This is a genomic window from Actinoplanes oryzae (assembly GCF_030757795.1).
GTDB lineage: Bacteria > Actinomycetota > Actinomycetes > Mycobacteriales > Micromonosporaceae > Actinoplanes.
The window spans coordinates 1-26995 of the sequence record NZ_JAUQWH010000058.1; the positions used below are offsets into that span (position 1 = coordinate 1).

A 26995-nucleotide genomic window follows, 5' to 3' on the forward strand; every position below is an offset into this window, starting at 1 on the left:
CCCTCCTCGCGCAGCGTGACGGTGACGCGGCCGCCGTCCGGGCGACATGTCGATCGTGGCGCCGGCCAGATCCACCTCGCGCAGGGCGACTCCGTCGAGGTCGGCGCCGCGCAGGTCGGCGCCCTTCAAGATCGCATTCCGCAGTACGGCGTTCGAGAGGTCGGCGCCCCGGAGATCGGCCTTGGCCAGCGTGGCGCCCTCGAGATCGGCCTCGCGCAAACGGACATTCCGCAACGAGACGCCGGCCAGATCCTGGCCCCGCAGCGACACGAAACCCCAGTCGCCGCCGTCCACGGTCAGCGGGCGCAGCGACGTCTCCGCGAAGCTGGTGCCGGTGAGCTTGCACTCGGTCAGGGTGGCGCCGAAGAAGCTGCTGCGGCGTACGGTGCACTGCAGGAAGGCGCAGCTGGTGAGCTCGGCGGCGTTGAAGCGCACGTTGCCGAACTCGCACCGGGTGAAGGTGCACCCTGTCAACCGGGCCTCGGACCAGTCGACGTCATGGAACGCGCAGTCCTCGTAGACCGCGCGTTCCACCTCGTCGAGGGCCCAGTCCTCGCCGGAATAGATCACCCGTGGAAGAAGTGCCGGGTCCCGGTCAGGTAGACGGTCATGCCCGCCTTCTCGGCCGCCTCGATCACCAGGTTGTCCCGGATCGAGCCGCCCGGCTGCACCACGGCCTTGACGCCCGCGGCGATCAGCACCTCGAGCCCGTCCGGGAACGGGAAGAACGCGTCGGAGGCCGCCACGCTGCCCTTGGCCCGGTCGGCGCCGGCCCGGTTCACCGCGAGGTGCGCCGAGTCGACCCGGTTGACCTGCCCCATGCCCACGCCGACGGTCGCGCCGTCGGCGGCGAGCAGGATCGCGTTGCTCTTGACCGAGCGGATGGCCCGCCACGCGAACGCCAGATCGCGCAGCTCCTCCTCGGTCGCCGGGGCACCGGTCGCCAGCGTCCAGTTGGCCGGGTCGTCGCCCTCGGCGTCGATCCGGTCGGCGGTCTGCACGAGCACGCCGCCGCTCACCTGCTTGAGCTCGGTGGCGGGCGGGTTCCAGGCCGGGGCGGCCAGCACGCGCAGGTTCTTCTTCTCCCGGAAGATCGCCAGCGCGTCCGGCGCGAACGACGGCGCGACGATGACCTCGGTGAAGATGCCGTCGAGCTGCTTGGCCAGCTCCGCGGTCACCTCCTGGTTGACCGCGATGACGCCGCCGAAGGCCGAGACCGGGTCGCAGGCGTGCGCCTTGCGGTGCGCCTCCGCCACGTCGGCGCCGATCGCGATGCCGCACGGGTTGGCGTGCTTGATGATGGCGACGCACGGCTCGGTGAAGTCGTTGGCACTGCGCCACGCGGCGTCCGCGTCGACGTAGTTGTTGTACGACATCTCCTTGCCGTGCAGCTGCTCCGCCTGCGCGAGCCCGGCCGGGGCGTTCGCGTCGGTGTAGAGGGCGGCCTGCTGGTGCGGGTTCTCGCCGTAGCGCAGGGTGCTCTCCCGCTCGAGCGCGAGCCCGGTGAACTCCGGCGTCTCGTCACCCACGAGCACCGTGGCGCACCAGGTGGCGACCGCGACGTCGTACTCGGCGATGTCGGCGAAGGCCCGGGCGGCCAGCGCCTTGCGCTGCGTCAGCGTGAAGCCGCCCTGCTGCAGGGCCTCGACCAGCGAGGGGTACGCCGCCACCGACGTGACGACCGCCACCGAGGGGTGGTTCTTCGCCGCGGCGCGGACCATCGCGGGCCCGCCGATGTCGATCTGCTCGACGCACTCGTCGACGCTCGCGCCCGACGCCACGGTCTGCGTGAACGGGTAGAGGTTGCTCACCAGCAGGTCGAACGGCTCGATGCCGAGCTCGGTCAGCTGCTGCTCGTGGGTGCTCAGGCGCAGGTCGGCGAGCAGGCCGGCGTGCACCTTGGGATGCAGCGTCTTGACCCGGCCGTCGAGGGTCTCGGGGAAGCCGGTCAGCTGCTCGACCTTGGTCACGGGCACGCCGGACTGCTCGATCGTCGACGCGGTCGAGCCGGTGGAGACGATCTGGACCCCGGCGGCGTGCAGCGCCTGCGCGAGCTCGACCAGCCCGGTCTTGTCGTACACGCTGAGCAGTGCCCGCTTGATCGGGCGGCGCCCCTCGTCGGTGCTCATGGAATCGTGACCTTCCTGTCCGTGATGGTCCAGCCTTCGCGGACCAGCCGGCCCACGAACTCGACGAGCTGTGCGCGCTCGGCTTCCTTGATCCGCTCGGTCAGCGTCTCCTCCGTGTCGCCGTCGAGCACGGGCACGCTGACCTGGGCGATGATCGGTCCGGTGTCGACACCCGCGTCGACGAAGAAGAGGGTGGCCCCGGCGAGCTTGACGCCGTAGGCGAGCGCGTCACGCGGGCCGTGCATGCCCGGGAAGGCCGGCAGCAGCGCGTTGTGCGTGTTGATGTAGCGGTCGCCGAACGCGGTGAGGAACTGCTTGCCGACCAGCTTGAGGAAGCCGGCGGAGATCACCAGGTCGGGCTCGTGCGCGGCGACGTGCCCGGTGAGGGCGGCGTCCCAGTCGTCACGGGACTCGTAGGCCTTCACGGAGTCGACGAACGTCGGCACGCCTGCGGCGGCGGCACGGTCGAGGCCCGCGATGCCGTCCCGGTCCGCGCCGACAGCGACGACCTTCGCGCCGTACGCGGGGTCCGCGGCGGCATCGAGGAGGGCCTGCAGATTGCTGCCGGAGCCGGAGACGAGGACGACCAGGCGGGCGGGCGCGGGGTCTGTCACCCGAGCACCCTATCGCCACCCAGGTCCGGGCCGTTTCGCGGGCAGCGCGATCACGGGGTGATCCTCTACGCTACTGGTCCGCTCGCTCGATGGCCCGCGCGAGCCGGTTATCGCCATAAATCCCGCTCTGTGCGGACTTTTACCTGGAGGACGCAGTGACGCCACCCCCCTACGGCCCGCCGCCCACGGCCGCGAGCAACGACAAGACCACCCTCTGGGGTGTGCTCGGCATCGTGTTCGCCTTCTGCTGCCTGCCGCTCGGCGTGGTCTTCTCCGTGCTGAGCCTGCTCGAGGCCAAGAAGGTCGGCAAGCAGCCCACCCTCGCCTACGTCGGCTTCGGCATCGCGGCCCTGTCGCTGATCCTGAACATCATCCTGGCCGCGACGGGCAGCTACACGAGCTTCACGTCGAACAACTGACGTCGCTCTTCCCCGCGGGCGTTCCGGCACGTGCCGGGGCGCCCGCGGTCGTCATTGGGGAACCGGCGCCCTGAAGGCCCGGGCTGCTGCCGCGCCGATGCAGGCACAGACGCCGACCACCGCCGCGGCGACCAGCGCGACCTGCCACGGCACGGGTCCGATCCGCGCCATCCGGCCGTCACCGAGCGGCCCGCTCGACAGCCACGACAGCGCCCCGAGCACCAAACCCGCGATCGGCCCCGCCAGCACCGCCGAGCCGAGCACCAGCGGCCACGACGGCTCCTGCGGCATCGGGTCGCCCGGGCGCACCGGCTGACGGCCGGTCGTCAGGTGGCTCTCCACGACGTGGTGCACGCCCATCAGGCGCCGGCTGAGCAGCCAGCCCGCCGCCATCGCCGCCAGCACCGGCACCGCCAGCAGCAGCGCGCCGCTCGCGCCCATCGGACCGGTCGGCAGGCCCGCCAGCAGTGGCAGGGTCGGCAGCCTGTCCACGCTGAGCTCGGTCAGCCGCACCTCCGAGCCGACCCCGAGCGCGAAGCCCGGGCCCAGCAGGTAGGCGGCCGCCCAGACGGTGGCGTTGGCGCCGTACGCCAGGCTCAGCAGCGTGATGCCCGCCTGCCCGGCGACCCCGGTGCGGTAGGCCGCGATCATGTCCGCCGCGTCCCCGCCGCCCGTCGCGACCGACAGGCCCGCGAAGGCGGCCCCGGCGGCCAGGATCAACAGCGAGGCCACCACGCCCGTACGCACCCCGTGGCGCAGGGGCGGCGGCAGGCGGCGCGCCACCACCACGAGGGCGTCCGTGCCGCGCAACGAGCCGACGAGCGCGAAGACGAAGCCCGCCACGAGCAGGTTCAGGCCGGCGCGGGGCGGCCAGACGTCGGTGCCCCGGCCGTCGACCACGACCGCGGCGAGCAGGCCCAGGAGGCCGTACGCGACCCCGACCGCCAGTGCGACCGCCAGCGCCCGCCCCGGCGAGCCGCTGCGCCGCGCGCCCACGGCCCGGGTGACGTGCAGCCCGGCGCGGTTGAGGCGCCAGCCGGCCAGCAGGGTCAGCAGCAGCGGCGCCAGCCCGAGCGGGCCGATCGAGGTCCAGACCGGGACGCCGTGGCCGAGCAGCCACCCGGCCAGCCCGGCGTGCAACGCGGGGAGCAGGCCGCCCTGCCCCTCCAGGGTGCGGGCCAGTCCGATCACCAGGGCCACCGGGAGGTACGACAGGAGCGCCGCCCAGATCGTCGCGAAGGCGGCCGCCACGAGCAACGGCGGGCGCTTGCGGGAGTCGGCCGGCTTGCGCTGCCGGGGCAGACGGACGGTCTCGCGGTCGCCCGGCGCGGGTCGGGCGGCGGGCTCCACCCGTACCGTGGGCTGGTCCTGCGGGGGGCGCACGGCGACCGGCACCGTCTCGCGGACGAGGTCGAAGTCCTCGTCCGTGGGGTCGTAGCCCCAGCCCGACTCGCGGGACGGGCGCCGGGGGCCGGCTTCGGGGTGGGCAGCGTCGTCCGTGGCCTCGGCGGCCTCCAGCGGGTCCTCCGAGCCGGCGGATCGACCGTCGGGACGGTCCGGTGTGATCGGCATCGCCGCCTACTTTTGCACGCCGGGCGGCCTGCGGCGACGCAGAAACGACCGCGTCACGGAAAAAGGCGCGCCGCCACCCGGACCTTGCCGGTCCGCGCGGCGGCGCGCCTGGTGGCCGTGCCGGATCAGCTCATGACCTCGCGCATCAGGCGAGCGGTCTCGCTGGGGGTCTTGCCCACCTTGACGCCCGCGGCCTCGAGGGCCTCCTTCTTCGCGTCCGCCGTGCCGGCCGAGCCGGAGATGATGGCGCCGGCGTGGCCCATCGTCTTGCCGGGCGGGGCGGTGAAGCCGGCGATGTAGCCGACGACCGGCTTGGTGACGTTCGCCTTGATGAACTCGGCCGCCCGCTCCTCGGCGTCGCCGCCGATCTCGCCGATCATGACGATCGCGTCGGTCTCCGGGTCCTCCTGGAAGGCCTTGAGCGCGTCGATGTGCGTGGTGCCGATGATCGGGTCACCACCGATGCCGACGCAGGTGGAGAAGCCGAAGTCGCGCAGCTCGTACATCAGCTGGTAGGTCAGCGTGCCGCTCTTGCTGACCAGGCCGATGCGGCCGGCCGGGGTGATGTCGGCCGGGATGATGCCCGCGTTGGAGGCGCCCGGCGACGCGATGCCCGGGCAGTTGGGGCCGATGATCCGGGTCTTCTGCCCCTGGGCGATGTTGTGCGCCCAGAACGCCGCCGAGTCCTGCACCGGGACGCCCTCGGTGATGACCACGGCCAGCGGGATCTCGGCGTCGATGGCCTCGAGCACGGCCGCCTTGGTGAACGCCGGCGGCACGAAGATGACCGACACGTCGGCGCCGGTCTCCTTCATGGCCTCGCCCACGTTCGCGAAGACGGGGAGCGCCGTGCCGTCGAAGTCCACCGACGTGCCCGCCTTGCGCGGGTTGACGCCGCCGACGACGTTGGTGCCCGCGGCGAGCATCCGGCGGGTGTGCTTGGAGCCCTCCGAGCCGGTCATGCCCTGGACGATGACCTTGGAGTCCTTGGTGAGCCAGATAGCCATGTCGTCACTTCCCCGCAGCTGCGAGCTCGGCGGCGCGCTCGGCCGCACCGTCCATCGTGTCCACCCGCTCGACGAGCGGGTTGTTCGCCTCGTCCAGGATCGCGCGCCCGGCCTCGGCGTTGTTGCCGTCGAGCCGCACCACGAGCGGCTTGGTGACCGCCTCGCCGCGCTCGCCCAGCAGCGCCAGCGCCTGGATGATGCCGTTGGCGACCTCGTCACAGGCGGTGATGCCACCGAAGACGTTCACGAAGACGGACTTCACGGCCGGGTCGCTCAGCACGACCTCGAGACCGTTCGCCATCACCGCGGCGCTCGCGCCACCGCCGATGTCGAGGAAGTTGGCCGGCTTGACGCCGCCGTGCGCCTCGCCCGCGTACGCGACCACGTCGAGCGTCGACATGACCAGGCCCGCGCCGTTGCCGATGATGCCGACCTCGCCGTCGAGCTTGACGTAGTTGAGGTTCTTGGCCTTCGCCGCCTGCTCCAGCGGGTCGACGGCGGACTGGTCCACCAGCGCCTCGTGGTCCGGGTGGCGGAACGACGCGTTCTCGTCGAGGGTGATCTTCGCGTCGAGCAGCAGCACCCGGCCGTCCCCGACCTTGGCCAGCGGGTTGACCTCGACCAGCGTCGCGTCCTCGGCGACGAACGCCTGCCAGAGCTTCACGGCGATGTCGGTGATCTGCTCGGCGACCTCGGCCGGGAACTGCGCCGCGGCGACGATCTCGCGCGCCTTGGCCTCGGTCACGCCCTCGTTGGCGTCGATCGCGATCTTGGCGACCTTGTCGGGCTGCTCCTCGGCGACCGTCTCGATCTCCATGCCGCCCGCGACGCTGGCGATGCACAGGAAGGTGCGGTTGGCCCGGTCGAGCAGGTAGGAGAAGTAGTACTCCTCCTTGATGTCCGCCGTCTCGGCCAGCATCACCTTGTGCACGGTGTGGCCCTTGATGTCCATGCCGAGGATGTCGGTGGCGCGCGCCTCCGCCTCGTCGGCACCGTCGGCCAGCTTGACGCCGCCGGCCTTGCCGCGGCCACCGACCTTCACCTGCGCCTTGACGACGACCTTGCCGCCGAGCCGCTCGGCGATGGCCCTGGCCTCCTGCGGGGTCTCGGCGACGCCGCCGCCCAGCACGGGCAGCCCGTGCCGTTCGAACAGGTCGCGCCCCTGATACTCGAACAGGTCCACGTGTCTCCTTTCGCTCGCGACGCTTGCCCCGGCAAGCCGCGTACCTGCGTCCCGACCTGTGTGCGCGGCGCCTCGTTGCGTCGCCGCCAGCGTGAGAGAAAAGGCGGGCCTTCCGGCCTCGTTTCGCAGCCTAGCCACACCGGCGGCGCGTGTGCCTGCGCGGGTGGAAGCTGTGCGGTCTTGCACACGACGTCCCGGGTGTCCAACTTTTTCCCGGCCGCGCGTAACCGCCCCCGGGAGGCGTCGTTGAGTGTGGTGTCGCCGCGCTGAGCGCGGCGCTGGAGCGGCCGATGCCCTGTCGGTCGAGGGGTGGCGGCGGGGCATCGTGCATGAGGGGCCGGACGTGTGAGGGGTGCGTCCGGCCTCTCCCCTTGTCTCCACTTCTGACTTTCCGTGCAGACCCATTTACCGTACGCACAATAGCGCGCGGTAGTGATGACGGTCACTGAAAGCAATTGCGGGTTATTGCCCGAGTCGCGACACGCCGAATAGCACAACGGCCGGCGTCGGCGTGTCCGCCGGGCCGGCCGCTGAATCGTCCGGTCAGGCGACCGGAGTGGCGACGTTCGCGCGTACCCAGTCAATGATGCTGGCCGTTGTCGCACCCGGCGTGAAGATGCGGGCCACACCCAGCTTCTCCAGCTCGGCGATGTCGGCGGCGGGGATGATGCCGCCGCCGAAGACGACGATGTCGGCCGCGTCCCGCTCGGCCAGCAGCTCGAGCAGCCGCCGGAAGAGCGTCATGTGCGCACCGGAGAGGACGGACAGGCCGATGGCGTCGGCGTCCTCCTGCAGCGCGGTCTCCACGATCTGCTCCGGCGTCTGGTGCAGGCCGGTGTAGACGACCTCCATGCCGGCGTCCCGCAGCGCGCGGGCAACCACTTTCGCCCCGCGGTCGTGCCCGTCGAGGCCCGGCTTGGCGACCACGACCCTGATCCGTCCCTGCATGCTGCGACCCCTTCGGCGCGTCAACCCGGACTGCTGCCCTCACCCGTGCGCTGCCTCCGCACCGGCTCCTGAACGAACGGTAACCGGCCGCGTTGAACCCCGGAAGCCTTGATCCCGTACCCAGGGGCGGCGCCATACCGCCCTGGCGATCTTGCGCAAGCACCGTTTAGCGTATTCCACGTCACATGACTTTGCGTTCCATACGCAGTTACGGAGAGACAACACTGCGCCTCCTCCGAAAAGATGACCAACTCGGACAATGCACCGCGAATACCCAGAGGGAACTGTCAGGGAATTGGCGCTGCGACTTGTGACCGGCGTTGCGTTTGGTTACCGTGGCTCCCGGCCGTCAACCGGATTCATGCCGGGCGGGCGGCGCGGCAAACCACCGTTCAGCAGTAATCCCCCACGGTGGCCCGCCGTTCTTTGTCACCGACGGAGGGTTGTTCGTGCGTCAGCGCTTGTCGTCTGAGCCCGACCGCTATCGCGGCCGTCGCCGGGTTCCTACCCCGCCGCGGAGCCGCTATGCCGTCGTCGGCGCTGCGGCATTCCTGGGCGCCGGGGCGGTGGCACTCGGCTCGGGGCACTTCCCGGACGCCAAGGCCGTCAGCCCCCAGGTGCTGCACAACCTCGAGGAAGCATCGGTCACCACCCAGGACGCCCTGGCCGACCGCGACGCCGACGGTGGCGACCGCGCCACCCGCAGCCAGGACCGCAGCCCCGAGGTCGCCTCGCTGAGCGAGGAGGAGATCGAGCAGGAAGCCTGGCTGCTGCCGCTCGACGACTACGACTTCACCTCCCCCTTCGGGTTCCGCTTCGGCAAGCTGCACGCCGGCATCGACCTCGCCGCCACCGAGGGCACGCCCTACAAGGCCATCCACGCCGGCACCGTCATCCAGTCCGGTTACAACGGCGGCTTCGGCTACAGCGTGACCGTCCAGGTCGACGAGCACACCCAGATCATCTACGCGCACTCGCGCCGCGTCTCGGTCAACGTCGGCGACAAGGTCAAGGCCGGTCAGGTCCTCGGTCAGGTCGGCAACACGGGGTACTCGTACGGCACGCACCTCCACGTCGGCGTCTACGTCGACGACAAGCCGATCGACCCGGTGCCCTTCCTCCGCCAGCACGGCGTCGACATCAAGCTCAAGATCGAAAGCGTGTACGGGGCGCTGGCGGCCTCCTGAGCCGCCTGCCTCTCCCGCACTCCCGCCTAGCGGGTGCCGACCTCAGCGCCCGCTGCTCTTAGCCCTGCTGCTGCCGTCAGCCACGCCGCGCTCAACCCTGCCGCCCTGCGCCCGCTGCCCTAAGCCCTGCGCCCGCAGCGCCCGCCTGCGCCTGCGCCCGCCGCCTGCAGCTCCCCTCGCCTGTTTGCGCGCCCGGCCATTCTCCGTGATGTGCCGCTGCCGAGGGCGCGCCGGCTACCGGGCGGCAACCGTGGGGGTAGCAGTCTGCCGCTCCGGCTCAAGATCCAGACTCGGTGTGCCGACAGGCAAGGTGTCGCACCGACATCGAGCTGGAGGGCCAGTCCACGTGCAGCACCGAGTTCCCCGGCACGCGGCCGGCGGCGGCCGCCACCGCAGGACCGTCGCGCTGCACAGCCACCGCGCCCCCCGTGAGCCGATCACCGAGAAGGGCCGCTACGCGGTAGCCGCCGCCGTCGTGGCCGGCATCGGCGTGGCCGCCGTTTCGGCCCCCGGGGGCAACGGCTCCGCCGCCGGCGCCGCCCCGCGCGTCTCGGCCGCTCCCCTGACCAGCGCGTCCGCCGACACCTTCCTCAACGCCGCCCTCGCCGCGGCCGCCTCCGCGACACCCGGCCCCACGAACCCCACCGGCACCACCACGCCCGGCAGCACCACGGCCGGGTCGGCCACGACCGCAGCAGCCGCCACCGGTCTTGGAGCGACCGGCTCCGGCGCGACCGGGAGCATCACGGCCGGGAGCACCTCGGCGACCGGCGACGACTTCGCGCCGAGCACCGGGATCGCCGCCGTGGTGCCGATCGGCGGGATCGAGCTCGGCGACGACTTCGTGCCGCAGCGGCGCAAGGAGCGGCCGCTGCCCGAGTGGGTCAACCCGATGCCGGCCGGCAGCGTCACCTCCTGCTTCGGCGAGCGCTGGGGCCGCCTGCACGCCGGCGTGGACCTCGCCGCCGCGTCCGGCACGCCGATCGTCTCCGTCGGCGCGGGCGTGGTCGTGTCCGCGGGCGAGGAGAACGGCTACGGCAACGCGGTGCTCGTCGACCACGGCAACGGATACTTGACGCACTACGCGCACATGTCGGTCATCACCGCGACGGTGGGCCAGCACGTGGCTGCCGGCGACAAGCTCGGCGAGGAGGGCTCCACCGGGCACTCGACCGGGCCGCACCTGCACTTCGAGGTGCACCAGGGCGCCTACAAGAACCCGATCGAGCCCACCGCCTGGATGCACGAGCACGGCATCGATATCCCGGGCTGCACCACCCTCGCCGCGAGCTGAGCCGCCCAGGAGCCCCACCCCGCGAGCCACACCCGGCGAGCTACACCCGGCGAGCCACAGCCGGCGAGCGACCCGCCCGGAAACGACCGCGAGGAGACCTGACCATCGAGTCCCACCTCCTCGGCGTCCGGATGGCCCACGCTAAAGCTCGGCGACCGGGTGCAGAAGCTCGGCGACCGGGACACGCGGCACGAGCCCGAACGCCGAATCGGCTCCAGCAGCCTGGCAACCCGGACGTGCCACGATCCGGGCCGCCGAAATGGCTCCAGCATCCCCGTGATCGGGGCGCGCCGCGGACCGGGGGGCTACAGCTTTTCGATCGGGGCGTGCCGCAGGACCAGCCACATCACCTGGTCGCCGAAGTCGATCTGGGCGCGGGCGCCGGGGCCCTGCCCCTCCACCGTCACGACGCGGCCGAGGCCGTACCTCTGGTGGTTGACCCGGTCGCCGGCGGACACCTTCGGGGCCTGCTTCATCTCGCTGGCCGTCGTCAGCTTGCTGGCGTCGACGCCGAGACGCTCGGCCAGGCGCTGGGCCTTGGGGGTGCCGCCCGCGAAGCCGCCGCCGCGGCCCCAGTCGCGGTCCCCGCCCCGGCCGCCGACCCCGCCACCGGAGCCGGACCACGACGTGTACGACCCCGCGGTCCGCTCCCACCGGATCAGCTCGGTGGGCAGCTCGTCGGTGAAGCGGGACGGCGGGTTGTACTGCGGCTGGCCCCACGCCGACCGCGTGACCGCCCGGGACAGGTAGAGGCGCTGGCGGGCCCGGGTGATGCCCACGTACGCCAGCCGGCGCTCCTCCTCCAGCTCGGTGTTGTCGCCGAGGGCGCGCATGTGCGGGAACACGCCGTCCTCGAGCCCCGTCAGGAAGACGACCGGGAACTCCAGGCCCTTCGCCGTGTGCAACGTCATGAGGGTGACGACGCCCTGGTGGTCGGGGTCGTCGCTGGGGATCTGGTCGGCGTCGGCGACGAGCGCGACCTGCTCCAGGAAGCCCGCCAGGGTCGCGGCCGGCGCCTCGGGGTCCTCCTCCGACGCCTGCCCCTCGACCCGCTCGGTGTACTCCCGGGCGACGCTCACGAGCTCGCGCAGGTTCTCCACGCGGCCCTGGTCCTGCGGGTCGAGGCTCTCCTCCAGCTCGGACAGCAGGCCGGAGCGCTGCAGCACCGCCTCGAGCACCTCCTCCGGCGGGGCGGTGGCGGCCAGGTCGCGCAGGTCGTCGAGGAGCTGGACGAAGTCGCCGATGCTGTTGACCGCGCGGGTGGAGATGCCAGGCGCGTCCTTGGCGCGGCGCAGGGCCTGGCCGAAGGAGACGCGGTCGCGGGACGACAGCGCCTCGATGCACGCCTCGGCCCGGTCGCCGATGCCGCGCTTGGGCGTGTTGAGGACGCGGCGGATGCTGACCGTGTCGTCGTCGTTGACCACGGCCCGCAGGTACGCCAGCGCGTCGCGCACCTCCTTGCGCTCATAGAACCGGACGCCGCCGACGACCTTGTAGGGCAGCCCGACCCGGATGAACACTTCCTCGAAGACGCGGGACTGCGCATTCGTCCGGTAGAAGACGGCGACGTCGCCGGGGCGCACGTCGTGGTTGTCGGTCAGCCGGTCGATCTCGCGGGCGACCCAGTCGGCCTCGGCGTGCTCGGTGTCCGCGACGTAGCCGACGATCTGCTCGCCGGCGCCCTGGTCGCTCCAGAGCCGCTTGGGCTTGCGGGAGGTGTTGCGGTCGATGACGGCGTTGGCCGCGGTGAGGATCGTCTGGGTGGAGCGGTAGTTCTGCTCCAGGAGGATCGTGCGCGCGTCGGGATAGTCGCGCTCGAACTCGAGGATGTTGCGGATGGTCGCGCCGCGGAAGGCATAGATGGACTGGTCCGCGTCGCCGACCACGCACAGCTCGGCCGGGGGCACCTCGGCCTCGGGGTCGGTGCCGACCAGCTCGCGGACCAGCGTGTACTGCGCGTGGTTGGTGTCCTGGTACTCGTCGACGAGGACGTGGCGGAAGCGGCGGCGGTAGGCCTCGGCGACGTGCGGGTGCGACTGGAAGAGGTGCACGGTCGCCATGATGATGTCGTCGAAGTCGAGCGCGTGCGCCTCGAGCAGCCGGCGCTGATAGAGCTCGTAGGCCTCGGCGACGGCCCGCTCGTTGGGCCCTTTCGCCCGCTCCTTGTAGTCGGCGGGGTCGACCAGCTCGTTCTTGAGGTTGGACACCTGGGCGGCGAGGCCGCGCGCGGTGTAGCGCTTGGGGTCGAGGTCGAGCTCGCGGGCGACCATCTGCATGAGCCGGCGGGAGTCGTCCGCGTCGTAGATCGAGAACGTGCTCTTGAGCCCGGCGTGCTCGTGCTCGGCGCGCAGGATGCGGACGCAGGCCGAGTGGAAGGTCGACACCCACATCAGCCGGGCGCGCGGGCCGACCAGCTCGGCGACCCGCTCCTTCATCTCCCCCGCGGCCTTGTTGGTGAAGGTGATCGCGATGATCTCGCCGGGGTGCACGTCGCGCTGGGCGAGCAGGTAGGCGATGCGATGGGTGAGCACCCGCGTCTTGCCGGAGCCCGCGCCCGCCACGATCAGCAGCGGCGAGCCGGCATGGGTCACCGCGTCGCGCTGCGGACCGTTGAGGCCGGTCAGCAGCGCCTCGGGGTCGGCACGCCGAGGGGCCGGACGCCGCGGCGGCTGCGCCTGCACAGCGGGGACGGCGAACAGAGGCTGGGTGTTTTCCGGAAGAGCTCTCATCGCGCGGCAAGTCTATGCCCGGGGTCCGACAATCCTTCACCCGCAAGAGGTGGCGCCGGCGCCCGTCATGCCCCAGGCTATCGAGACATGGAGAAACGTCTCTTCGCTCCGGCGCTCGCCCTGGCCGTGGTCGCGGCACTGCCGATGGCACGCCCGGACCAGGCGCAGGCGGCGCCCGAATATCTGCCGGGCCTCGCCCCGGCCAGTGTCACGCAGACCTCCGGCGGCGCGACCGTCAAGGGTCAGTTCCTCAGCTACAACGACTTCCACGGCGCCATCGACCCGCCGGCCGGCTCCGGCGCCGCGGTCAACGGGATCCCCGCGGGCGGCGTCGAGTACCTGGCGACGTACTTGAAGAAGCTCCGCAGCGAGGCCGCGCGGGAGGGCCGCACCACCGTGACGGTCGGCGCGGGCGATCTGATCGGCGCGACGCCGCTGGTCAGCGCCGCCTTCCACGACGAGCCGACGATCGAGCTGATGAACGAGATCGGGTTGCAGGTCTCGTCGGTCGGCAACCACGAGTTCGACGAGGGGGTCAGCGAGCTGATCCGCATGCAGCGGGGCGGGTGCCACCCGACCGACGGCTGCCAGGACGGCGACGGCTTCAAGGGCGCGAAATTCGCCTACCTCGCCGCGAACACCATCGACAAGAAGACCGGCCTGCCGATCCTGCCGCCCATCGACATCAAGCTGGTCGGCGGCGTGCCGGTCGGGTTCGTGGGGCTGACCCTGGAGGGTACGGCCGGCATCGTCAACCCGGCCGGCATCCAGAACGTCCGCTTCGCCGACGAGGTCGCCACCGCGAACAAGTGGGGCAAGGTGCTCAAGGCGTTCGGCGTGAAGGCGCAGGTGCTGCTCGTGCACGAGGGCGGCCAGCAGAACGCCACCGTGCCGGGCGTCTCGGACTGCACCAACTTCTCCGGGCCGATCGTCGACATCGTCAAGGGGCTCAACCCGGAGTTCGGCATCGTGGCGTCGGGCCACACGCACCGCTTCTACTCGTGCACGCTGCCCAACTCGGCGGGCACGTCGGTGGTGACCAGCGCCGGCACCAACGGGCAGCTGATCAGCGACATCGATTACACGCTCGACCGGCGTACCGGGAAATTCGCCTCGATCACCGCGCGCAACGTCGTGGTCGAGAACGGCGTGCCCGACGGCAACGGCGGCTGGCTCAAGGACGCGGCGGGCGTCTACCTCAAGAACCCGGACACCGTGGACGCCGCGGCGAAGAAGGTCGCGGACAAATACCGTACGGCCGTCGCGCCCATCGCCAACCGCGTCGTGGGCTCGATCACGGGCGACATCGTGCGTACGGCCGGCGCCAACGGCGAGTCCCCGCTCGGTGACGTGATCGCCGACGCGCAGCTGGCGTGGACCCGCGACAACGGCGCCCAGATCGCCCTCATGAACCCCGGCGGCATCCGGGCCGACTTCGACGCGGAGGCGTCCGCGGGCGGGGAGCCGAACGGCCAGGTCACCTATGGCGAGGCGTTCACGGTCCAGCCGTTCAACAACCTCGTGGTGACCCAGACCTTCACCGGCGCCCAGCTCAAGGACGTGCTCGAGCAGCAGTTCGCGGGCTTCGGCGGCCAGACCACCCAGCGCATCCTGCAGGTCTCGGCGAGCCTGACCTACACCTGGGACAGCGCCGCCGCGCCGGGATCCAAGATCAAAAACATCGCGATCGACGGTACGCCGGTCGACCCGGCCGCCACCTACCGGGTGACCACGAACGACTTCCTCGCCAACGGCGGTGACGGCTTCTCGAACCTGACCGCGGGCACCGACCGCACCACGGCTCCCGGCTTCGACATCGACGCACTGGTCGGTTATCTCGGCGCGGGCGACCCGGTCGGCCCGGGGCCCGCCGACCGCATCACCAGGCTGGGCTGACACGTCCCACGGTTCGGCCGTTTCCTTGCGAGGCGGCCGTGCCCGGGGGCATACTCGGCACCGTGATCCAGCAGACGCGATTTTTTGCCTATGGCACCGGGAGTCCGGCGACCATGGGACGCGTCTGAACGACAGGCCACCATCGAGCCCCGGGCTTCCGAGCCCGGGGCTTGATGCTGCCCGGGCCGGGGCGACCGGGGCACCAGCACCCGAGGAGCACACCATGACCGCAGACCTGATCAACGAGCCCGCCGGCAGCACGAGCGCAGACGCGAGCCGCCCGGCCGCGCCCCACGACACCGCAAACCACCTGGTCGCGGACGGGGTCGGCGCCGAGCCCGCGAGCCGCCCGGCCGTGGGGGCGCCCCACGACACCGGGACGGAGCAGCCGCTCGCCGCCGAGCAGATCACGGGCATCCGCGAGCGCATCGACGAGATCGATCAGGCGATCATCGACCTCTGGCAGGAGCGATCACGCCTCTCCCAGCAGGTCGGCCGCACCCGCATGGCCTCCGGCGGCACGCGGCTCGTGCTCTCCCGCGAGCGCGAGATCGTCGAGCGCTTCCGCGAGGCTCTCGGCCCCGACGGCACCCAGGTCGCCCTGCTCCTGCTGCGGGCGGGCCGCGGACCGCTCTGACGCCTCGGCCGCCCGGGCGAGCGCGGACCGTGCTTTGCTGGGGTGAGCTCAGCCACTCACGCAGGTGGCAGGGGCCGGACGACCGTTCAGGCGCCGCCAGGCGCCTGGTCGGCCGGGCCCGGTCTCTGGCGGGAGCGACGTCTCGGACCACGACGGACCCGAGTCATCGGATTGTGAAAAAGCGAGAGGGGCCCGCCCAGCCGGACGGACCCCCCAGAGATGCGCTCAGAGCGCGTGCACCACGTCGCGCGGCTCGGCGAAGTGGCACGCACTGGCGTGCGGCGACCGCTCGCGGATGCTCAGCACCGGGTCCTGCTCGGCGCAGATGGACTGCGCCTTCCAGCAGCGGGTGCGGAAGCGGCAGCCGGACGGCGGGTTGGCCGGCGACGGCACGTCGCCCTCCAGCACGATCTGGTCGCGGTGGCCGCGCAGGGTCGGGTCCGGCACCGGCACGGCGGACAGCAGCGCCTGCGTGTACGGGTGCGTCGGGTTCTCGTAGATCTCCTGGTCGTTGCCCGTCTCGACCACGCGGCCGAGGTACATGACGGCGACCCGGTCCGCGATGTGGCGGACCACGGACAGGTCGTGGGCGATGAAGATGTACGAGAGGCCGAACTCGTCCTGCAGGGCCTCGAGCAGGTTGATGACCTGCGCCTGGATCGACACGTCGAGCGCGGAGACCGGCTCGTCGCAGACGATGATCTCGGGCTTGAGCGCGAGCGCCCGGGCGATGCCGATGCGCTGGCGCTGGCCGCCGGAGAACTGGTGCGGGTAGCGGTTGACGTGGTCGGGGTTGAGGCCGACCGTGTCGAGCAGGTCCTGCACCGCCTTGTCGCGGCCCTTGCGCGGGACGACCTCGGGGTGGATCTCGAAGGGCTCCCCGATGATGTCGCCGACCGTCATGCGCGGGTTGAGCGACGTGTAGGGGTCCTGCAGCACCATCTGGATGTTGCGGCGGGCGCGGCGCAGCGCGGTTCCCTTGAGCTTGGTCATGTCCTCGCCGCGGACGTTGATGGCGCCCGAGGTCGGCTTCTCCAGGCCGACGAGCAGCTTGGCGAGGGTCGACTTGCCACAGCCGGACTCGCCCACCACGCCCAGCGTCTCGCCGCGGCGCAGCTGGATGTCCACGCCATCGACGGCCTGGACGGCGCCGACCTTGCTCTTGAAGACGATGCCCTGCGTGATCGGGAAGTGCTTGACCAGCTTCTGGGTCTCGAGCACCACCTCAGTGCGGTCACTCATGCCATTGCCTCCGCCGCGACACACTGAGTCATTGATTCGTTCGCAAGCTCACTCATCGCCGACCACATCCCTCCAGAAGTGGCACCGGGCAGTGCGGCCCGGCGCGACGATGTACTGCGGTGGCGGCGGGTCCTGCCGGCACACGTCCTGGGCGAACGCGCAACGCGGGTTGAACGCGCAGCCCTTCGGCACAGCGGTCAGCGCCGGCGGCAGGCCGCGGATGACGTTGAGCTGCTGGCCCTTCATGTCGAGGCGCGGGATCGACTCGAGCAGCGCCTTCGCGTACGGGTGCGCGGGCCGCGAGTAGATGTCGAAGACACCCGCCTCCTCGACCACCTTGCCGGCGTACATGACGGAGATCCGGTCCGCCACGTCCGCGACCACGCCCATGTCGTGGGTGATCAGGATCAGGCCCATGTTGCGCTGCTGCTGCAGCTCCGCGAGCAGGCCCATGATCTGCGCCTGCACCGTCACGTCGAGCGCCGTGGTGGGCTCGTCGGCGATCAGCACGTCGGGGTCGAGCGCCAGCGCCATGGCGATCATGACGCGCTGGCGCATGCCGCCCGAGAACTGGTGCGGGTAGTCGCTGATCCGGGTCCGCGCGGCCGGGATCTTGACCTGGTCGAGCAGCTCGATCGAGCGCTTCTTGGCGTCGGCGCGGGACATGCCGCGGTGCACCCGGAACAGCTCGCTGAGCTGGAACCCGACCGTGAAGACGGGGTTCAGCGCGGAGAGCGCGTCCTGGAAGATCATCGCGATGTGGTTCGCGCGCACCGAGCGCCGCTGCTTCTCGGGCAGCTTGAGCAGGTCGACGCCGCGGTACTTGACCTCGCCCTGGGTGATGTATCCGGGCGGGCTGTCGAGAATGCCCATGATCGCCTGTGCGGTCACGGACTTGCCGCAGCCGGACTCCCCCAGGATCGCCAGGGTCTCGCCGGGCGCGAGGTTGAAGTTGGCGCCGTTGACCGCGCGGGCGATGCCGTCGCGGGTCCGGAACTCGACGTGCAGGTCGTTGACCTCGAGCAGCGGGGCGTTCGGGTCGATGCCGCGCAGGACGTCGATGTCCGCCTTGATGTCGGTCATGTCAGATCACCGCAGCTTCGGGTCGAAGGCGTCGCGCACGGCGTCGCCCAGCATGATGAACGCGAGCACCGTCACCGCGAGGAACACCGAGGGCCAGACCAGGGGCTCCGGTGCCGTACGGGCGTTGGCGCCCGCCTCCGCGATGCTGATGCCCCAGCTGATCGCGTCGCCCTTGAGGCCGACGCCGAGGAACGACAGCGTCGCCTCGCTGGCGATGTTCGTGCCCAGCAGGATCGTCAGCACGACGATGAACGGCGCGATGGAGTTCGGGAGGATGTGCTTCAGCATCAGCCGGCCGGGGCCGGCGCCGAGCATCCGGGCGGCCGCCACGTAGTCCTGGTTCTTGGCCGTGATCACCGAGGACCGCATGATGCGGGCCGCCGTGGTCCAGCCGAGGATGCCCAGGGTGACGGTCACGGCGAGGACGCCGTTGCTCTCCGGGTCCTGCGCGAAGCGCTTCGCGAGCACGATGGCGCCGAGCAGGAACGGGACGCCCAGGATGATGTCGATGAAGCGGGACAGCACCGCGTCGACCCAGCCGCCGAAGTAGCCGGTCGAGAGCCCGAAGATCAGGCCGATGAGGCCGGACAGCAGGGTGGCGACGACGCCGACCTCGATCGAGTTGCGGGCGCCGTAGATCGTCTTGGCGTAGACGTCGCAGCCCTGGAAGTCGTAGCCGAACAGGGCCGAGCCCGAGGCGCCGGCGTGCTGGCGCGACAGGACGCACTCGCGCGGGTCCGCCGAGGTGAACAGCGTCGGGAAGAGCGCCATCGCGAGGATGATCAGCACCAGGATCGACGAGACCCAGAAGATCTTGTTGCGGCGCAGGTCGGCCCAGGCGTCGGCGGCGAGGCTGCGCGGCTTGTCCTTCTTGCCGCGGCCGGCGTGCTTCGGCTCCGTCTGCGGCTGGGTGCTCGGACCCGCCGCGCTGGTCACTGCGTTGATGTCACTCATAGCGAATCCTCGGGTCGAGGGCGGCGTACAGCAGGTCGACCAGAAGATTGACGACCAGGAAGATGATGACCAGGATGCTGACGAAACCGACCACCAGCGGGCCGTCCTCCGTGCCGATTCCGCGCGCGAGGTTGAAGCCTACGCCGGGCACGTTGAAGATTCGTTCCGTCACGATCGCACCCGACATGAGGCCACCGATGTCGACGCCGATGAGGGTGACCACGGGGATCAGCGAGTTGCGGAGCACGTGCACCCCGATCACCCGCTTGCGGGACAGACCTTTCGCCCGCGCCGTGCGAACGTAGTCCGAGCGCAGGTTCTCCGCCACCGCCGAGCGGGTGACGCGCAACTCGGTCGCGATCACCAGGCTGCCCAGGACGAGGGCGGGTAGCAGCAGGTCCCAGAGACTCGCGTTCACGGTGGCCGTGGGCGGGAACCACTTGAGCTGGATGCCGAAGACCAGCTGGGCCAGCGGCGCGAGCACCACGATGGGAAGCGACAGGATGATCAGCGTGACGACCAGCGTCGCGTTGTCGAAGATGCTGCCGCGGCGGATGCCGGAGATCACGCCGGCCGTGACCGCGATGGTCGCGGCGATGATGATGGCCATCAGGCCCAGTTTGATGGTGATCGGCCAGGCCGACTCCATCATGTCGATGATCTTGCGGCCCGTCAGCGACGTACCGAAGTCGCCGGTGAGCAGGCCCTTCATGTAGTACCAGTACTGGACGAGGAAGGGCTCGTCGAGGTGGTAACGCTCCATGAGCGTCTGCCGGAGGTTCTCGGTGATGGGGCGCTCGCCCGCCAACGCCTGGATGGGGTCGTCCTGGTTGGCGAACGTCAGCGCGAACACCAGGAAAGTGGCCCCGAAGAACGTCAGGACCATCTGGAGTAAGCGCCGCACGATGTAGCGGAACATACGGATAAGCCTCTTCCGCGGAAGATGCGCCGCCTAGCGTCGTGGGCGGGGCGGCTGTAGTGGGGGAAGACACAGCGGTGGCGCCACGGTTTCACAAAACCCGTGGCGCCACTACTGCACTAACGGATCAGATCAGGCCAGCTCGATGGTGGTGACGTCGACCTTGGTGAAGGTGTCGACCTTCACGTTCTTGACCTTCTCCGAGAAGCCGTAGACGTTCTGGCCGTACCGCAGCGGGATGACCGGCATGTCCTCAGCGAGGATGTCCTCGGCCTGCTGCCACTTGGCGATGGCCTCCTCGGTCGTGGCGGCGGCGGAGCCCGCCTTGACCAGGTCGTCGAACTTCTTGTTGCTGTAGCCGTAGTAGTTGGAGGAGCCACCCGTACCGTACAGCGGGCCGAGGTAGTTCTCCATCAGCGGGTAGTCCATGACCCAGCCGAGGCGGATGAGGCCGACCGGCTCCTTCTTCTCGACCTTGTTCAGCAGGTCGGCGAACTTCGGCTCCGGCGCACCGGCGCAGTCGACGCCCAGCGAGGCCTTGATCTGGTTGCACATCGCGTCGACCCACGCCTTGTGGTTACCGTCGGCGTTGTAGGCGATCTTGATGCTGGACGGCTTGGTGGTCGCCGCGTCCCAGAGCTTCTTGGCCTCGGCCGCGTTGTACTCACAGTTCGCGCCGCAGACGTCGGGGCGGTAGCCGGCGACGGCCGGGGACACGAAGCCGGTGGCCGGCGTCTGCGAGCCCAGGAAGATCTGGTCGGTCATCTCCTGGCGGTTGACCGCCATGGAGAGGGCCCGGCGGACGTTGACGTCCTTGTACTCGTTCTGGAAGAGCGGGAAGCCGACAAACGCGAACGACGAGCTCGGGCTCTTCTGGAAGCGGTCACCGAGGTCGGTCGGCGCGGACGCGAGCGACTCGATCGGGATGGTGCCCTGGACGTCGAGGTTGCCGGCGACGAGGTCGGCGTACTCGGCCTTGGGGTCCTGGTAGATCTTGAAGTTGACCCCGTCGACCTTGGCCGCGGTGCCCTTGAAGTCGGCGTACTTCTCGACCACGATCTGCTGGTCGTGCTCCCACGAGCCCTTGATCTTGAAGGGGCCGTTGCCGATGATCGTGTCCTCGAAGCCGTCGGCGATGACGCCGGGGGCCGAGAAGGCGGCGTTGGGCAGCGGCAGGAACGCGGTGTAGCCCATGACGGACTCCCAGCCGGCGAACGGCGCGGAGAGGGTCACGGTGAAGGTCGTGTCGTCGACCTTCTTCAGACCGGTCAGCGTCTTGGCCGTGGGCTCGGGGGCCTTCTGCGGGCCGTCCTCGCCGTCGGGGTCCGTCGACTGCAGGTCGGCGTAGCCTTCGATGCGCTCGTAGAAGTACGACGCGCCCTGGCCGTTGGGGCCGTAGGCGCCGTAGTTCCAGGCGTTGATGTAGCTGTCCGAGGTGACCGGCTCACCGTTGTGGAAGGTGTAGCCCGACTTCAGCTTGACGGTCCAGACCTTGTTGTCGTCAGACGTGATCGACTCGGCCGCGACCTCCACCGGCTTGCTCTGCTCGTCGAAGTCGACCAGCGGGGTGAACAGGGCGTTGAGCACCTGCGCACCGCCCGTCTCGGTCGTGTTCGACGGGATCAGGTGCTGCGGCTCGGCGATGCCGACGATGACGCTGTTGGCTTCGGAGTCGCTGTCCTCCGACCCTCCACCAGAACAACCGGCAGCCAACAAGGCGATGGCGGTCGCGCCGACCGCCATCTTCCATGGGCGATTCCCAAGCATGGGAGTAACTCCTTCAGGGGCGCTCACGAGGGGTGTGTGTGAGTAGGAGCAACCCTTACACAGCGGCACTGGCACCCGACGGCGCCGTTATCAACCCGATATTAGGCCGATACGGCCCGGGAGCCCTGTTGACCTCGTACTTTCGGTCAATCGCAGGGCGCTGACCAGCGGCTTTACAGAATGTGTCACGCGTGTGAAACATTTCTCGCCGTGATGTCCATTTTCGCCCGCCAAACGACGAAAACGCCTGACCGGTCGGTTAGTGCTGGTCAGACGAGGCGGCGGTCCGCGGCCCACCGTGACAGCTCGTAGCGGTTGGACATCTGCAGCTTCCGGAGCACGTTCGACACGTGGGTCTCGACCGTCTTGATGGAGATGAACAACTCCTTGGCGATCTCCTTGTACGCGTATCCCCGCGCGAGCAGCCGCAGCACCTCCCGCTCGCGGTTCGTCAGCTGGTCCAGCTCCGGATCGGCCACCGGCACGTCGGGGCGGGCGGCGAACGCGTCGAGCACGAAGCCGGCCAGCCGCGGGCTGAACACCGCGTCGCCGTCGGCCACCCGCCGGATCGCGGCGGCGAGCTCGTCGGGAGAGATCGTCTTGGTCACGTAGCCGCGGGCGCCGGCGCGGATCAGCCCGATCACGTCCTCGGCGGCGTCGGAGACCGACAGCGCCAGGAAGCGTACGTGCGGATGGGTCCGCCGCATCGCCTCCAGCACCGCCCGGCCGCCGCCGTCGGGCATGTGCACGTCGAGCAGCACGACGTCGGGCTCGGCAGCCGCGATCCGGGTCACCGCCTCGGCCACGGTGCTCGCCTCGCCGACCACGTCGACGTGCGCCCCGAGCTCGGCGCGCACCCCCGCCCGGAACATGGCGTGGTCGTCCACGAGGAAGACGGTGAGGGCCTCTGCAGTCATCGTGCGTTCTCCTTTCCGGCGGTCACGCCGTCACGCGAGGCGGGGAGGGTGAGGCGCACCTCGGTGCCCTCTCCCGGGGCGCTGCGGATCACGGCCTTGCCGCCGTGCCGCCGCATCCGCCCGATGATCGACCCGCGCACGCCGTGCCGGGTCTCCGCCACGCTCGCCTGGTCGAACCCGGCGCCCCGGTCCCGGACGAAGACGCTCAGCTCGTCGTCCTCCACCTCGGCATAGAGCGACACCGTCCGTACGCCGGCGTGGCGGGCCGCGTTCACGAGCGCTTCGCGGGCGGCGGCCACCAGGGCGGCGACCCGCTCGTCACACTGCGTGTCGCCGACGATGACCGTCTCGACCGAGATCGCGTACGTGTCCTCGACCTCGGCCGCGGCCTGCTCGAGCGCCGCCGCGAACCGCTCGGTGGGCGAGGCGGCGGGCTTGTAGAGCCAGTTGCGCAGCGACCGCTCCTGCCCGCGGGCCAGCCGCTGGACCTCCTTGATGTCGGCCGAATTGCGCTGGATCAGCGCCAGCGTGTGCAGGACCTGATCGTGGATCATGGCCGCGACCTCGGCACGCTCCTGCTCGCGGATGCGCCCCTCGCGCTCGCTGCGCAGCTGCCCGAAGGTGCGCCACAGCAGCGGCGCCACGACCACCCCGACGCCGAGCAGGCCCACCAGCGCGAAGATCACGCCGTTGAGCACCGCGGCCAGGTTGTCGGCGGGCGCGTAGACGGCCAGCACCCCGATGACGCCGACCGCGACCAGCACGCCGCCGCCGATGAACCGGAACAGGAACGACCGGCGGTCACTCTCGGCCACGACCGCGGCGAGCCAGGGCGTGTGCGCGTTGCCGACCCACTGCTCGCGCCGGGCCGGGTCCGACTGGTGCCAGATGACGCCGGCGCCCAGGGCGATCACCGCGACGAGCCAGCCGAGCGTGTTCGCCACGCCCTTGTCGCCGACCAGCAGGTTCTGCAACAGGAGCACGCCCAGCGCGATCGCGCCGAAGGGCAGCAGCAGGGCCACGTCACGGCGGGGCTGCTCGGTGCCGTCCGGCAGCTGCTGCGGCAGCACCGCCCAGAAGACGGCGTAGAGCAGCAGGCCGAGACCGTTGAAGCCGAGGAGCACCACGAGGGCGATCCGCACCGCCGTCACGGGCAGCCCGAGATGCCGCGCGATGCCGGACGCGACGCCCGCGATCATGCGGTGGTCACGCGGCCGGTAGAGGCGGCGCGGCGGCGGCGGTGCGGCGGCGGCGGTGATCTCGGCTCCCGGAGTAGTAGGTGCTTCGATCGTCACACGTCCGAGGGCCCGGGGCTACGGGGTAACACCCCGAGGCTGCGGGCCCCCGGATCTCAGGGTGGGGTCAGGGTCGGCTCCGGAGGCGCGCGGGGTGCCGTGGCCGCCAGTATCGATGGCATGACCGACGAAGCTGCCCCGCCGCCCCCGGGCGGCACCACGCCCCCGCCACCGCCGCCGGGGAACCCGCCGCCGTGGTTCGGCGCCGGCACCGACGGACCGGTCTGGTCCCGCGAGAAGCTGATCCGCCCGGCCCAGGGCCGCTACATCGCCGGCGTCTCCGGCGCCATCGGCCGGGCCACGAACACCGACCCCGTGCTGTGGCGGGTGCTACTCGCCGTGCTGGGCTTCTTCGGCGGCGTCGGCGTGCTCGTCTACCTGCTCGGCTGGCTGCTGATCCCGGCCGAGGGCGACACCGCCTCGCCGCTGGAGTCGCTGCTCGGCCGCGGCAAGTCGGCCATGAAGCCGCTGTCCGTCGTGCTGCTGGGCGCCGGGGCGGCGCTGACCTTCGCGTTCATCGTCCAGGACGGTTTTCGGGCGACCCTGCTGGCCGCGGCCGTCCTCGTGTGCGCCGCGCTCGTCCTCAAGCGCAGCGGCAAGTTCCCCGCTCCCCCGGCCGCGGCGCCCACCGTCGCCTTCTCGGCCCCCACGGCCGAGCCGGCCGCGACCGCACCGGCCGGCGAACCGGTGACTCCGCCGCCGCCGGACCCGTACACCCCGCCGCCGGGTCCCTACACTCCGCCGCAGGACACGTCCAATGCGCCACAGGACCCGTACACCCCGCCGCAGGCGCCTCGCTTCACCCCGCCGCAGGCGCCTCGCTTCACCCCGCCGCAGGCGCCTCGCTTCACCCCGCCGCCGCCTGGTGGCTACCGGCCTCCGTTCGCGCCGCACGGTCCGTTCGCCCAGGGCGCCGACCGCCCGCCGTACGGACCCCCGCCGCAGCAGGCCCCGGCCCCCCGCGCCCCGAAACCGCCCAAGCAGCGCTCCAAGCTCGGCCGGATCACGTTCTTCGGGCTGATCGTCGTGATGGGCGTCCTGGCCCTCGCCGACTCGGCCGGGGCGAGCGTGCCCGTGTCCGCCTACTTCGCGGCCGCCCTGACCACGATCGCCACCGGGCTGATCGTGGGCGCCTGGCTCGGCCGCGCCCGAGGCCTCATCTTCCTGGCCCTGCTCGCCACCTTCGGCCTGGCCGTCTCCACCGGCGTCGAGCGCTTCGGCGGGCACGTCGCCAACAGCAACTACCGGCCGCAGACCCTCGCCGCCGTCGCCGACCGGTACGACTTCACCATCGGCAACGCCACCCTCGACCTCCGCGCGCTCGACTTCACCGGCCAGGACCAGGCCGTGGCCGTGTCGATGCGGGTCGGACAGGTCCGGGTGCTGCTGCCCGACAGCGTCGACACGTCCGTCACCGTGGCGCTGGACGACGGCCGGGCCGCGATCTTCGGCCAGTCCTACGACGGCGGCAACCTCAGCAGCCGCGAGATCACCGACCTCGGCGTGGACGGCCGCGGGGGCGGCACGCTGCGCCTGACCATCGACATGGACGCCGGCAACGTGGAGGTCATCCGATGAAACCGCACCGCACGGACGGCGTCTCGCTCAGCTTCGGGCTGATCTTCCTGTTGGTCGCGCTCTGGTGGGCGGTCAGCCAGCTTTTCACCGTACGGCTGCCCGCGGCGGGCTGGCTCGTCGCCGGCGGACTCATCGCCTTCGGGACGGCCGGGCTGCTCGGGGCCATCCGCTCCGGGCGGCGCACCGAGGAGCCGGCGCCCGTGCCGGCCGAGGCCGCGGTGGAGGTGCCCGGGGAGGACCTCCCGCCCGGGATGCACGCCGAGATCGTGCGCGAGCTGATGGACGACAAGGTCGATCTCCCCGACCCGGAGCGCCCCGGCCACTGATCGCCCCTCCGGCAGGAAACCCTCAGCGAACGCGCAATATGCTCTCTTGCCATGACGCCGTTTCCCACCGTCTCCACCGCGCCCGTGACCGGCGTCGGCCCCCGTGCCGCCCGCAGCCTCGCCGCCGAGTTCGCCCGGCACAACGCCCCGGCGTCGGCCCTGGTGATCGGCGCCGATCACGCGTCGGCCGTGGTGGAGGCGGCGGTCGAGGCGCTGCTGCCGGGTGACTCGCTGACGCTGGTCACCGGCGAGCGGAGCACGGCCGACCTGCTCCGCGACCACATCGCCGGGCTGGGCAGCTGGATCGCCGACCGGGTCCGGGTGGTCGACTCGCTCGAGGAGGCCGAGCCCGCGGACGTGGTCATCTTCGGCGAGCCGCTGACCGGCACGGCCGAGGAGGCGCGCGCGGCGCTCGACGCGGTGAGCAAGCACCTGCGGGACGGCGCGGTGGTCAGCGTCGCGACACCCGCGGTTCCCGGGCGTACGGGTGGGGCGGCGGCGGAGCTCTTCCGGCAGAGCGCGCTCTTCGGGGTGGGCTCCGACCTCGTCCTGCGCAACCAGCCCCCGCTGCGCATCCACAAGCTCCGCTTCTCACCCGCGGACCCGGCGATCGCCGCGACGCTCGCCCCCGCCTACCGCCCGTCGAGCGTCCCGGTCACCCGCACGATGCACCTCGACTCCAACGGCGTCGCGGCCGCCGGCATCGCGCTCGGCCTCGCCGCGGTCGCCCGGGCCGCCCGGCCCAAGTCGAAGCTGTGGCTGCTGCCCGCGCTGGCCGCCGCCCCGGTGGCCGCCTTCTTCCGCGACCCCGAGCGCGACGTGCCCACCGAGGCCGACGCCGTGGTGGCCGCCAGCGACGGCAAGGTCCTGTCCGTCGAGCACGTGACCGACCCCCGGCTCGGCGAGGGCGAGTTCCTGCGGATCGCCGTCTTCCTGTCGGTGCTCGACGTGCACGTCAACCGGGTGCCGGTCGCCGGCCGCGTCGCCGACTACTTCGTGATCGACGGCGGCTACGCCAACGCCATGACGGCCGCCGCCGAGCACAACGTCGCCGCCTACACGGTGCTCGACACCGACCACGGCCGGGTCGTCGTGGCCCAGCGCACCGGGCTGATCGCCCGCCGCATCGTGCAGCGGGCGCCGGTGGGCACGCTCGTGGCGCGGGGCGAGCGGATGGGCCTCATCCGGTTCGGCTCGCGCACCGACGTCTACCTGCCGGCCGACCGCGCCACGGCCGTCGTCGGCGTCGGCGACCGGGTGATCGGCGGCAGCTCGGTCATCGCGCGCTGGAGCTGACCT

The 26995-nt window shown here is 71.2% G+C and carries 23 protein-coding genes; 8 read left to right on the forward strand and 15 right to left on the reverse strand.

All coding sequences use genetic code 11. The annotated features are described in order from the left end of the window. From RBH18_RS20030 to purN, 3 genes are all read right to left on the reverse strand, one after another. A partial coding sequence (locus RBH18_RS20030) for a pentapeptide repeat-containing protein (RefSeq protein ID WP_306209991.1) occupies positions 1-570 on the reverse strand: 570 nt, incomplete at its 3' end. Then, entirely contained in the window at positions 567-2129 is a 1563-nt protein-coding gene (purH, locus tag RBH18_RS20035; RefSeq protein WP_306209992.1) for a bifunctional phosphoribosylaminoimidazolecarboxamide formyltransferase/IMP cyclohydrolase, read from the reverse strand. The genes purH and RBH18_RS20030, both read right to left, overlap by 4 nt. Continuing rightward, complete coding sequence (gene purN / locus RBH18_RS20040) at positions 2126-2743, reverse strand: phosphoribosylglycinamide formyltransferase (RefSeq protein WP_306209993.1); 618 nt, start codon at positions 2741-2743, stop codon at positions 2126-2128. The genes purH and purN overlap by 4 nt, the downstream gene beginning before the upstream one ends. A 155-nt stretch (positions 2744-2898) precedes the next feature. Between purN and RBH18_RS20045 the strand changes: the two genes are divergently transcribed. Next, positions 2899-3162 carry a DUF4190 domain-containing protein gene (locus RBH18_RS20045; RefSeq protein WP_306209994.1) on the forward strand — a complete coding sequence of 88 codons (264 nt, stop codon included), beginning with the start codon at positions 2899-2901 and terminating at the stop codon, positions 3160-3162. 51 nt (positions 3163-3213) lie between these two features. On the opposite strand, the gene RBH18_RS20050 is transcribed toward RBH18_RS20045, so the two are convergent. The 4 genes from RBH18_RS20050 to RBH18_RS20065 form a co-directional block, all read right to left on the reverse strand. Continuing rightward, positions 3214-4734 carry a cell division protein PerM gene (locus RBH18_RS20050; RefSeq protein ID WP_306209995.1) on the reverse strand — a complete coding sequence of 507 codons (1521 nt, stop codon included), beginning with the start codon at positions 4732-4734 and terminating at the stop codon, positions 3214-3216. 125 nt (positions 4735-4859) lie between these two features. Next, positions 4860-5741 (reverse strand): succinate--CoA ligase subunit alpha, encoded by an 882-nt coding sequence (gene sucD / locus RBH18_RS20055; protein WP_306209996.1) that lies wholly within the window; start codon positions 5739-5741, stop codon positions 4860-4862. Between the two features lie 4 nt (positions 5742-5745). Continuing rightward, entirely contained in the window at positions 5746-6924 is a 1179-nt protein-coding gene (gene sucC / locus RBH18_RS20060; protein WP_372338949.1) for an ADP-forming succinate--CoA ligase subunit beta, read from the reverse strand. 543 nt (positions 6925-7467) lie between these two features. Next, on the reverse strand, positions 7468-7872 hold the full coding sequence (locus RBH18_RS20065; RefSeq protein WP_306209999.1) for a cobalamin B12-binding domain-containing protein: 405 nt from the start codon (positions 7870-7872) through the stop codon (positions 7468-7470). A 449-nt stretch (positions 7873-8321) separates the two neighbouring features. Here RBH18_RS20065 and RBH18_RS20070 point away from each other — a divergent pair, with 449 nt between their 5' ends. Then, positions 8322-9059 (forward strand): M23 family metallopeptidase, encoded by a 738-nt coding sequence (locus RBH18_RS20070; protein WP_306210001.1) that lies wholly within the window; start codon positions 8322-8324, stop codon positions 9057-9059. A 346-nt stretch (positions 9060-9405) separates the two neighbouring features. Beyond that, positions 9406-10353: a M23 family metallopeptidase gene (locus RBH18_RS20075; protein ID WP_306210002.1), complete on the forward strand. Its 948-nt coding sequence runs from the start codon at positions 9406-9408 to the stop codon at positions 10351-10353. 305 nt (positions 10354-10658) lie between these two features. Here the strand turns inward: RBH18_RS20075 and pcrA are convergent, their stop codons facing one another. Then, positions 10659-13082, reverse strand: coding sequence for a DNA helicase PcrA (pcrA, locus tag RBH18_RS20080; protein WP_306210003.1), 2424 nt, complete (start codon positions 13080-13082; stop codon positions 10659-10661). 87 nt (positions 13083-13169) lie between these two features. On the opposite strand from pcrA, the gene RBH18_RS20085 reads away from it, so the two are divergent. Further along, on the forward strand, positions 13170-14978 hold the full coding sequence (locus tag RBH18_RS20085; RefSeq protein ID WP_306210005.1) for a bifunctional metallophosphatase/5'-nucleotidase: 1809 nt from the start codon (positions 13170-13172) through the stop codon (positions 14976-14978). A gap of 223 nt (positions 14979-15201) precedes the next feature. Further along, complete coding sequence (locus RBH18_RS20090) at positions 15202-15615, forward strand: chorismate mutase (protein WP_306210006.1); 414 nt, start codon at positions 15202-15204, stop codon at positions 15613-15615. A gap of 225 nt (positions 15616-15840) precedes the next feature. Here the strand turns inward: RBH18_RS20090 and RBH18_RS20095 are convergent, their stop codons facing one another. The 7 genes from RBH18_RS20095 to RBH18_RS20125 all read right to left on the reverse strand — a co-directional run bounded on the left by RBH18_RS20095 (position 15841) and on the right by RBH18_RS20125 (position 23756). Continuing rightward, positions 15841-16857, reverse strand: a complete 1017-nt coding sequence (locus RBH18_RS20095; protein ID WP_306210008.1) for an ABC transporter ATP-binding protein — start codon at positions 16855-16857, stop codon at positions 15841-15843. 48 nt (positions 16858-16905) lie between these two features. Next, positions 16906-17940 (reverse strand): ABC transporter ATP-binding protein, encoded by a 1035-nt coding sequence (locus RBH18_RS20100; protein WP_306210010.1) that lies wholly within the window; start codon positions 17938-17940, stop codon positions 16906-16908. A 6-nt stretch (positions 17941-17946) separates the two neighbouring features. Next, entirely contained in the window at positions 17947-18894 is a 948-nt protein-coding gene (locus tag RBH18_RS20105; protein WP_306210011.1) for an ABC transporter permease, read from the reverse strand. Continuing rightward, the gene (locus RBH18_RS20110; protein WP_306210013.1) at positions 18887-19813 is read right to left on the reverse strand and encodes an ABC transporter permease; all 927 of its coding nucleotides are present in this window, start codon (positions 19811-19813) and stop codon (positions 18887-18889) included. The genes RBH18_RS20105 and RBH18_RS20110 overlap by 8 nt, the downstream gene beginning before the upstream one ends. 132 nt (positions 19814-19945) lie before the next feature. Next, positions 19946-21580: a peptide ABC transporter substrate-binding protein gene (locus RBH18_RS20115; protein ID WP_372338950.1), complete on the reverse strand. Its 1635-nt coding sequence runs from the start codon at positions 21578-21580 to the stop codon at positions 19946-19948. Between the two features lie 269 nt (positions 21581-21849). Then, a complete protein-coding gene (locus RBH18_RS20120) occupies positions 21850-22497 on the reverse strand; it encodes a response regulator (RefSeq protein ID WP_306210014.1) in 648 nt (215 codons plus the stop codon). Beyond that, the gene (locus RBH18_RS20125; protein ID WP_306210044.1) at positions 22494-23756 is read right to left on the reverse strand and encodes an ATP-binding protein; all 1263 of its coding nucleotides are present in this window, start codon (positions 23754-23756) and stop codon (positions 22494-22496) included. The genes RBH18_RS20120 and RBH18_RS20125 overlap by 4 nt, the downstream gene beginning before the upstream one ends. A 156-nt stretch (positions 23757-23912) precedes the next feature. Between RBH18_RS20125 and RBH18_RS20130 the strand changes: the two genes are divergently transcribed. Genes RBH18_RS20130 through RBH18_RS20140 form a run of 3 tightly spaced genes read left to right on the forward strand, consistent with a single transcriptional unit; the run spans position 23913 to position 26992 of the window. Next, the gene (locus RBH18_RS20130) at positions 23913-25370 is read left to right on the forward strand and encodes a PspC domain-containing protein (RefSeq protein WP_306210015.1); all 1458 of its coding nucleotides are present in this window, start codon (positions 23913-23915) and stop codon (positions 25368-25370) included. After that, positions 25367-25696 carry a hypothetical protein gene (locus tag RBH18_RS20135; RefSeq protein WP_306210016.1) on the forward strand — a complete coding sequence of 110 codons (330 nt, stop codon included), beginning with the start codon at positions 25367-25369 and terminating at the stop codon, positions 25694-25696. The genes RBH18_RS20130 and RBH18_RS20135 overlap by 4 nt, the downstream gene beginning before the upstream one ends. Before the next feature lie 51 nt (positions 25697-25747). Beyond that, positions 25748-26992 (forward strand): phosphatidylserine decarboxylase, encoded by a 1245-nt coding sequence (locus RBH18_RS20140; protein WP_306210018.1) that lies wholly within the window; start codon positions 25748-25750, stop codon positions 26990-26992. The last annotated feature ends 3 nt before the right edge of the window (positions 26993-26995 follow it).

Excerpts from the sequence above, each read along its gene's own strand:
- RBH18_RS20135 (WP_306210016.1), top strand. The coding sequence starts at position 25,367 with ATGAAACCGCACCGCACGGACGGCGTCTCGCTCAGCTTCGGGCTGATC.
- purH (WP_306209992.1), bottom strand. The coding sequence starts at position 2,129 with ATGAGCACCGACGAGGGGCGCCGCCCGATCAAGCGGGCACTGCTCAGC.
- RBH18_RS20115 (WP_372338950.1), bottom strand. The coding sequence starts at position 21,580 with ATGCTTGGGAATCGCCCATGGAAGATGGCGGTCGGCGCGACCGCCATC.
- RBH18_RS20130 (WP_306210015.1), top strand. The coding sequence starts at position 23,913 with ATGACCGACGAAGCTGCCCCGCCGCCCCCGGGCGGCACCACGCCCCCG.
- RBH18_RS20120 (WP_306210014.1), bottom strand. The coding sequence starts at position 22,497 with ATGACTGCAGAGGCCCTCACCGTCTTCCTCGTGGACGACCACGCCATG.
- RBH18_RS20110 (WP_306210013.1), bottom strand. The coding sequence starts at position 19,813 with ATGTTCCGCTACATCGTGCGGCGCTTACTCCAGATGGTCCTGACGTTC.
- RBH18_RS20050 (WP_306209995.1), bottom strand. The coding sequence starts at position 4,734 with ATGCCGATCACACCGGACCGTCCCGACGGTCGATCCGCCGGCTCGGAG.
- sucD (WP_306209996.1), bottom strand. The coding sequence starts at position 5,741 with ATGGCTATCTGGCTCACCAAGGACTCCAAGGTCATCGTCCAGGGCATG.
- RBH18_RS20085 (WP_306210005.1), top strand. The coding sequence starts at position 13,170 with ATGGAGAAACGTCTCTTCGCTCCGGCGCTCGCCCTGGCCGTGGTCGCG.
- pcrA (WP_306210003.1), bottom strand. The coding sequence starts at position 13,082 with ATGAGAGCTCTTCCGGAAAACACCCAGCCTCTGTTCGCCGTCCCCGCT.
- RBH18_RS20090 (WP_306210006.1), top strand. The coding sequence starts at position 15,202 with ATGACCGCAGACCTGATCAACGAGCCCGCCGGCAGCACGAGCGCAGAC.
- RBH18_RS20105 (WP_306210011.1), bottom strand. The coding sequence starts at position 18,894 with ATGAGTGACATCAACGCAGTGACCAGCGCGGCGGGTCCGAGCACCCAG.
- RBH18_RS20140 (WP_306210018.1), top strand. The coding sequence starts at position 25,748 with ATGACGCCGTTTCCCACCGTCTCCACCGCGCCCGTGACCGGCGTCGGC.
- RBH18_RS20065 (WP_306209999.1), bottom strand. The coding sequence starts at position 7,872 with ATGCAGGGACGGATCAGGGTCGTGGTCGCCAAGCCGGGCCTCGACGGG.
- RBH18_RS20100 (WP_306210010.1), bottom strand. The coding sequence starts at position 17,940 with ATGACCGACATCAAGGCGGACATCGACGTCCTGCGCGGCATCGACCCG.
- RBH18_RS20095 (WP_306210008.1), bottom strand. The coding sequence starts at position 16,857 with ATGAGTGACCGCACTGAGGTGGTGCTCGAGACCCAGAAGCTGGTCAAG.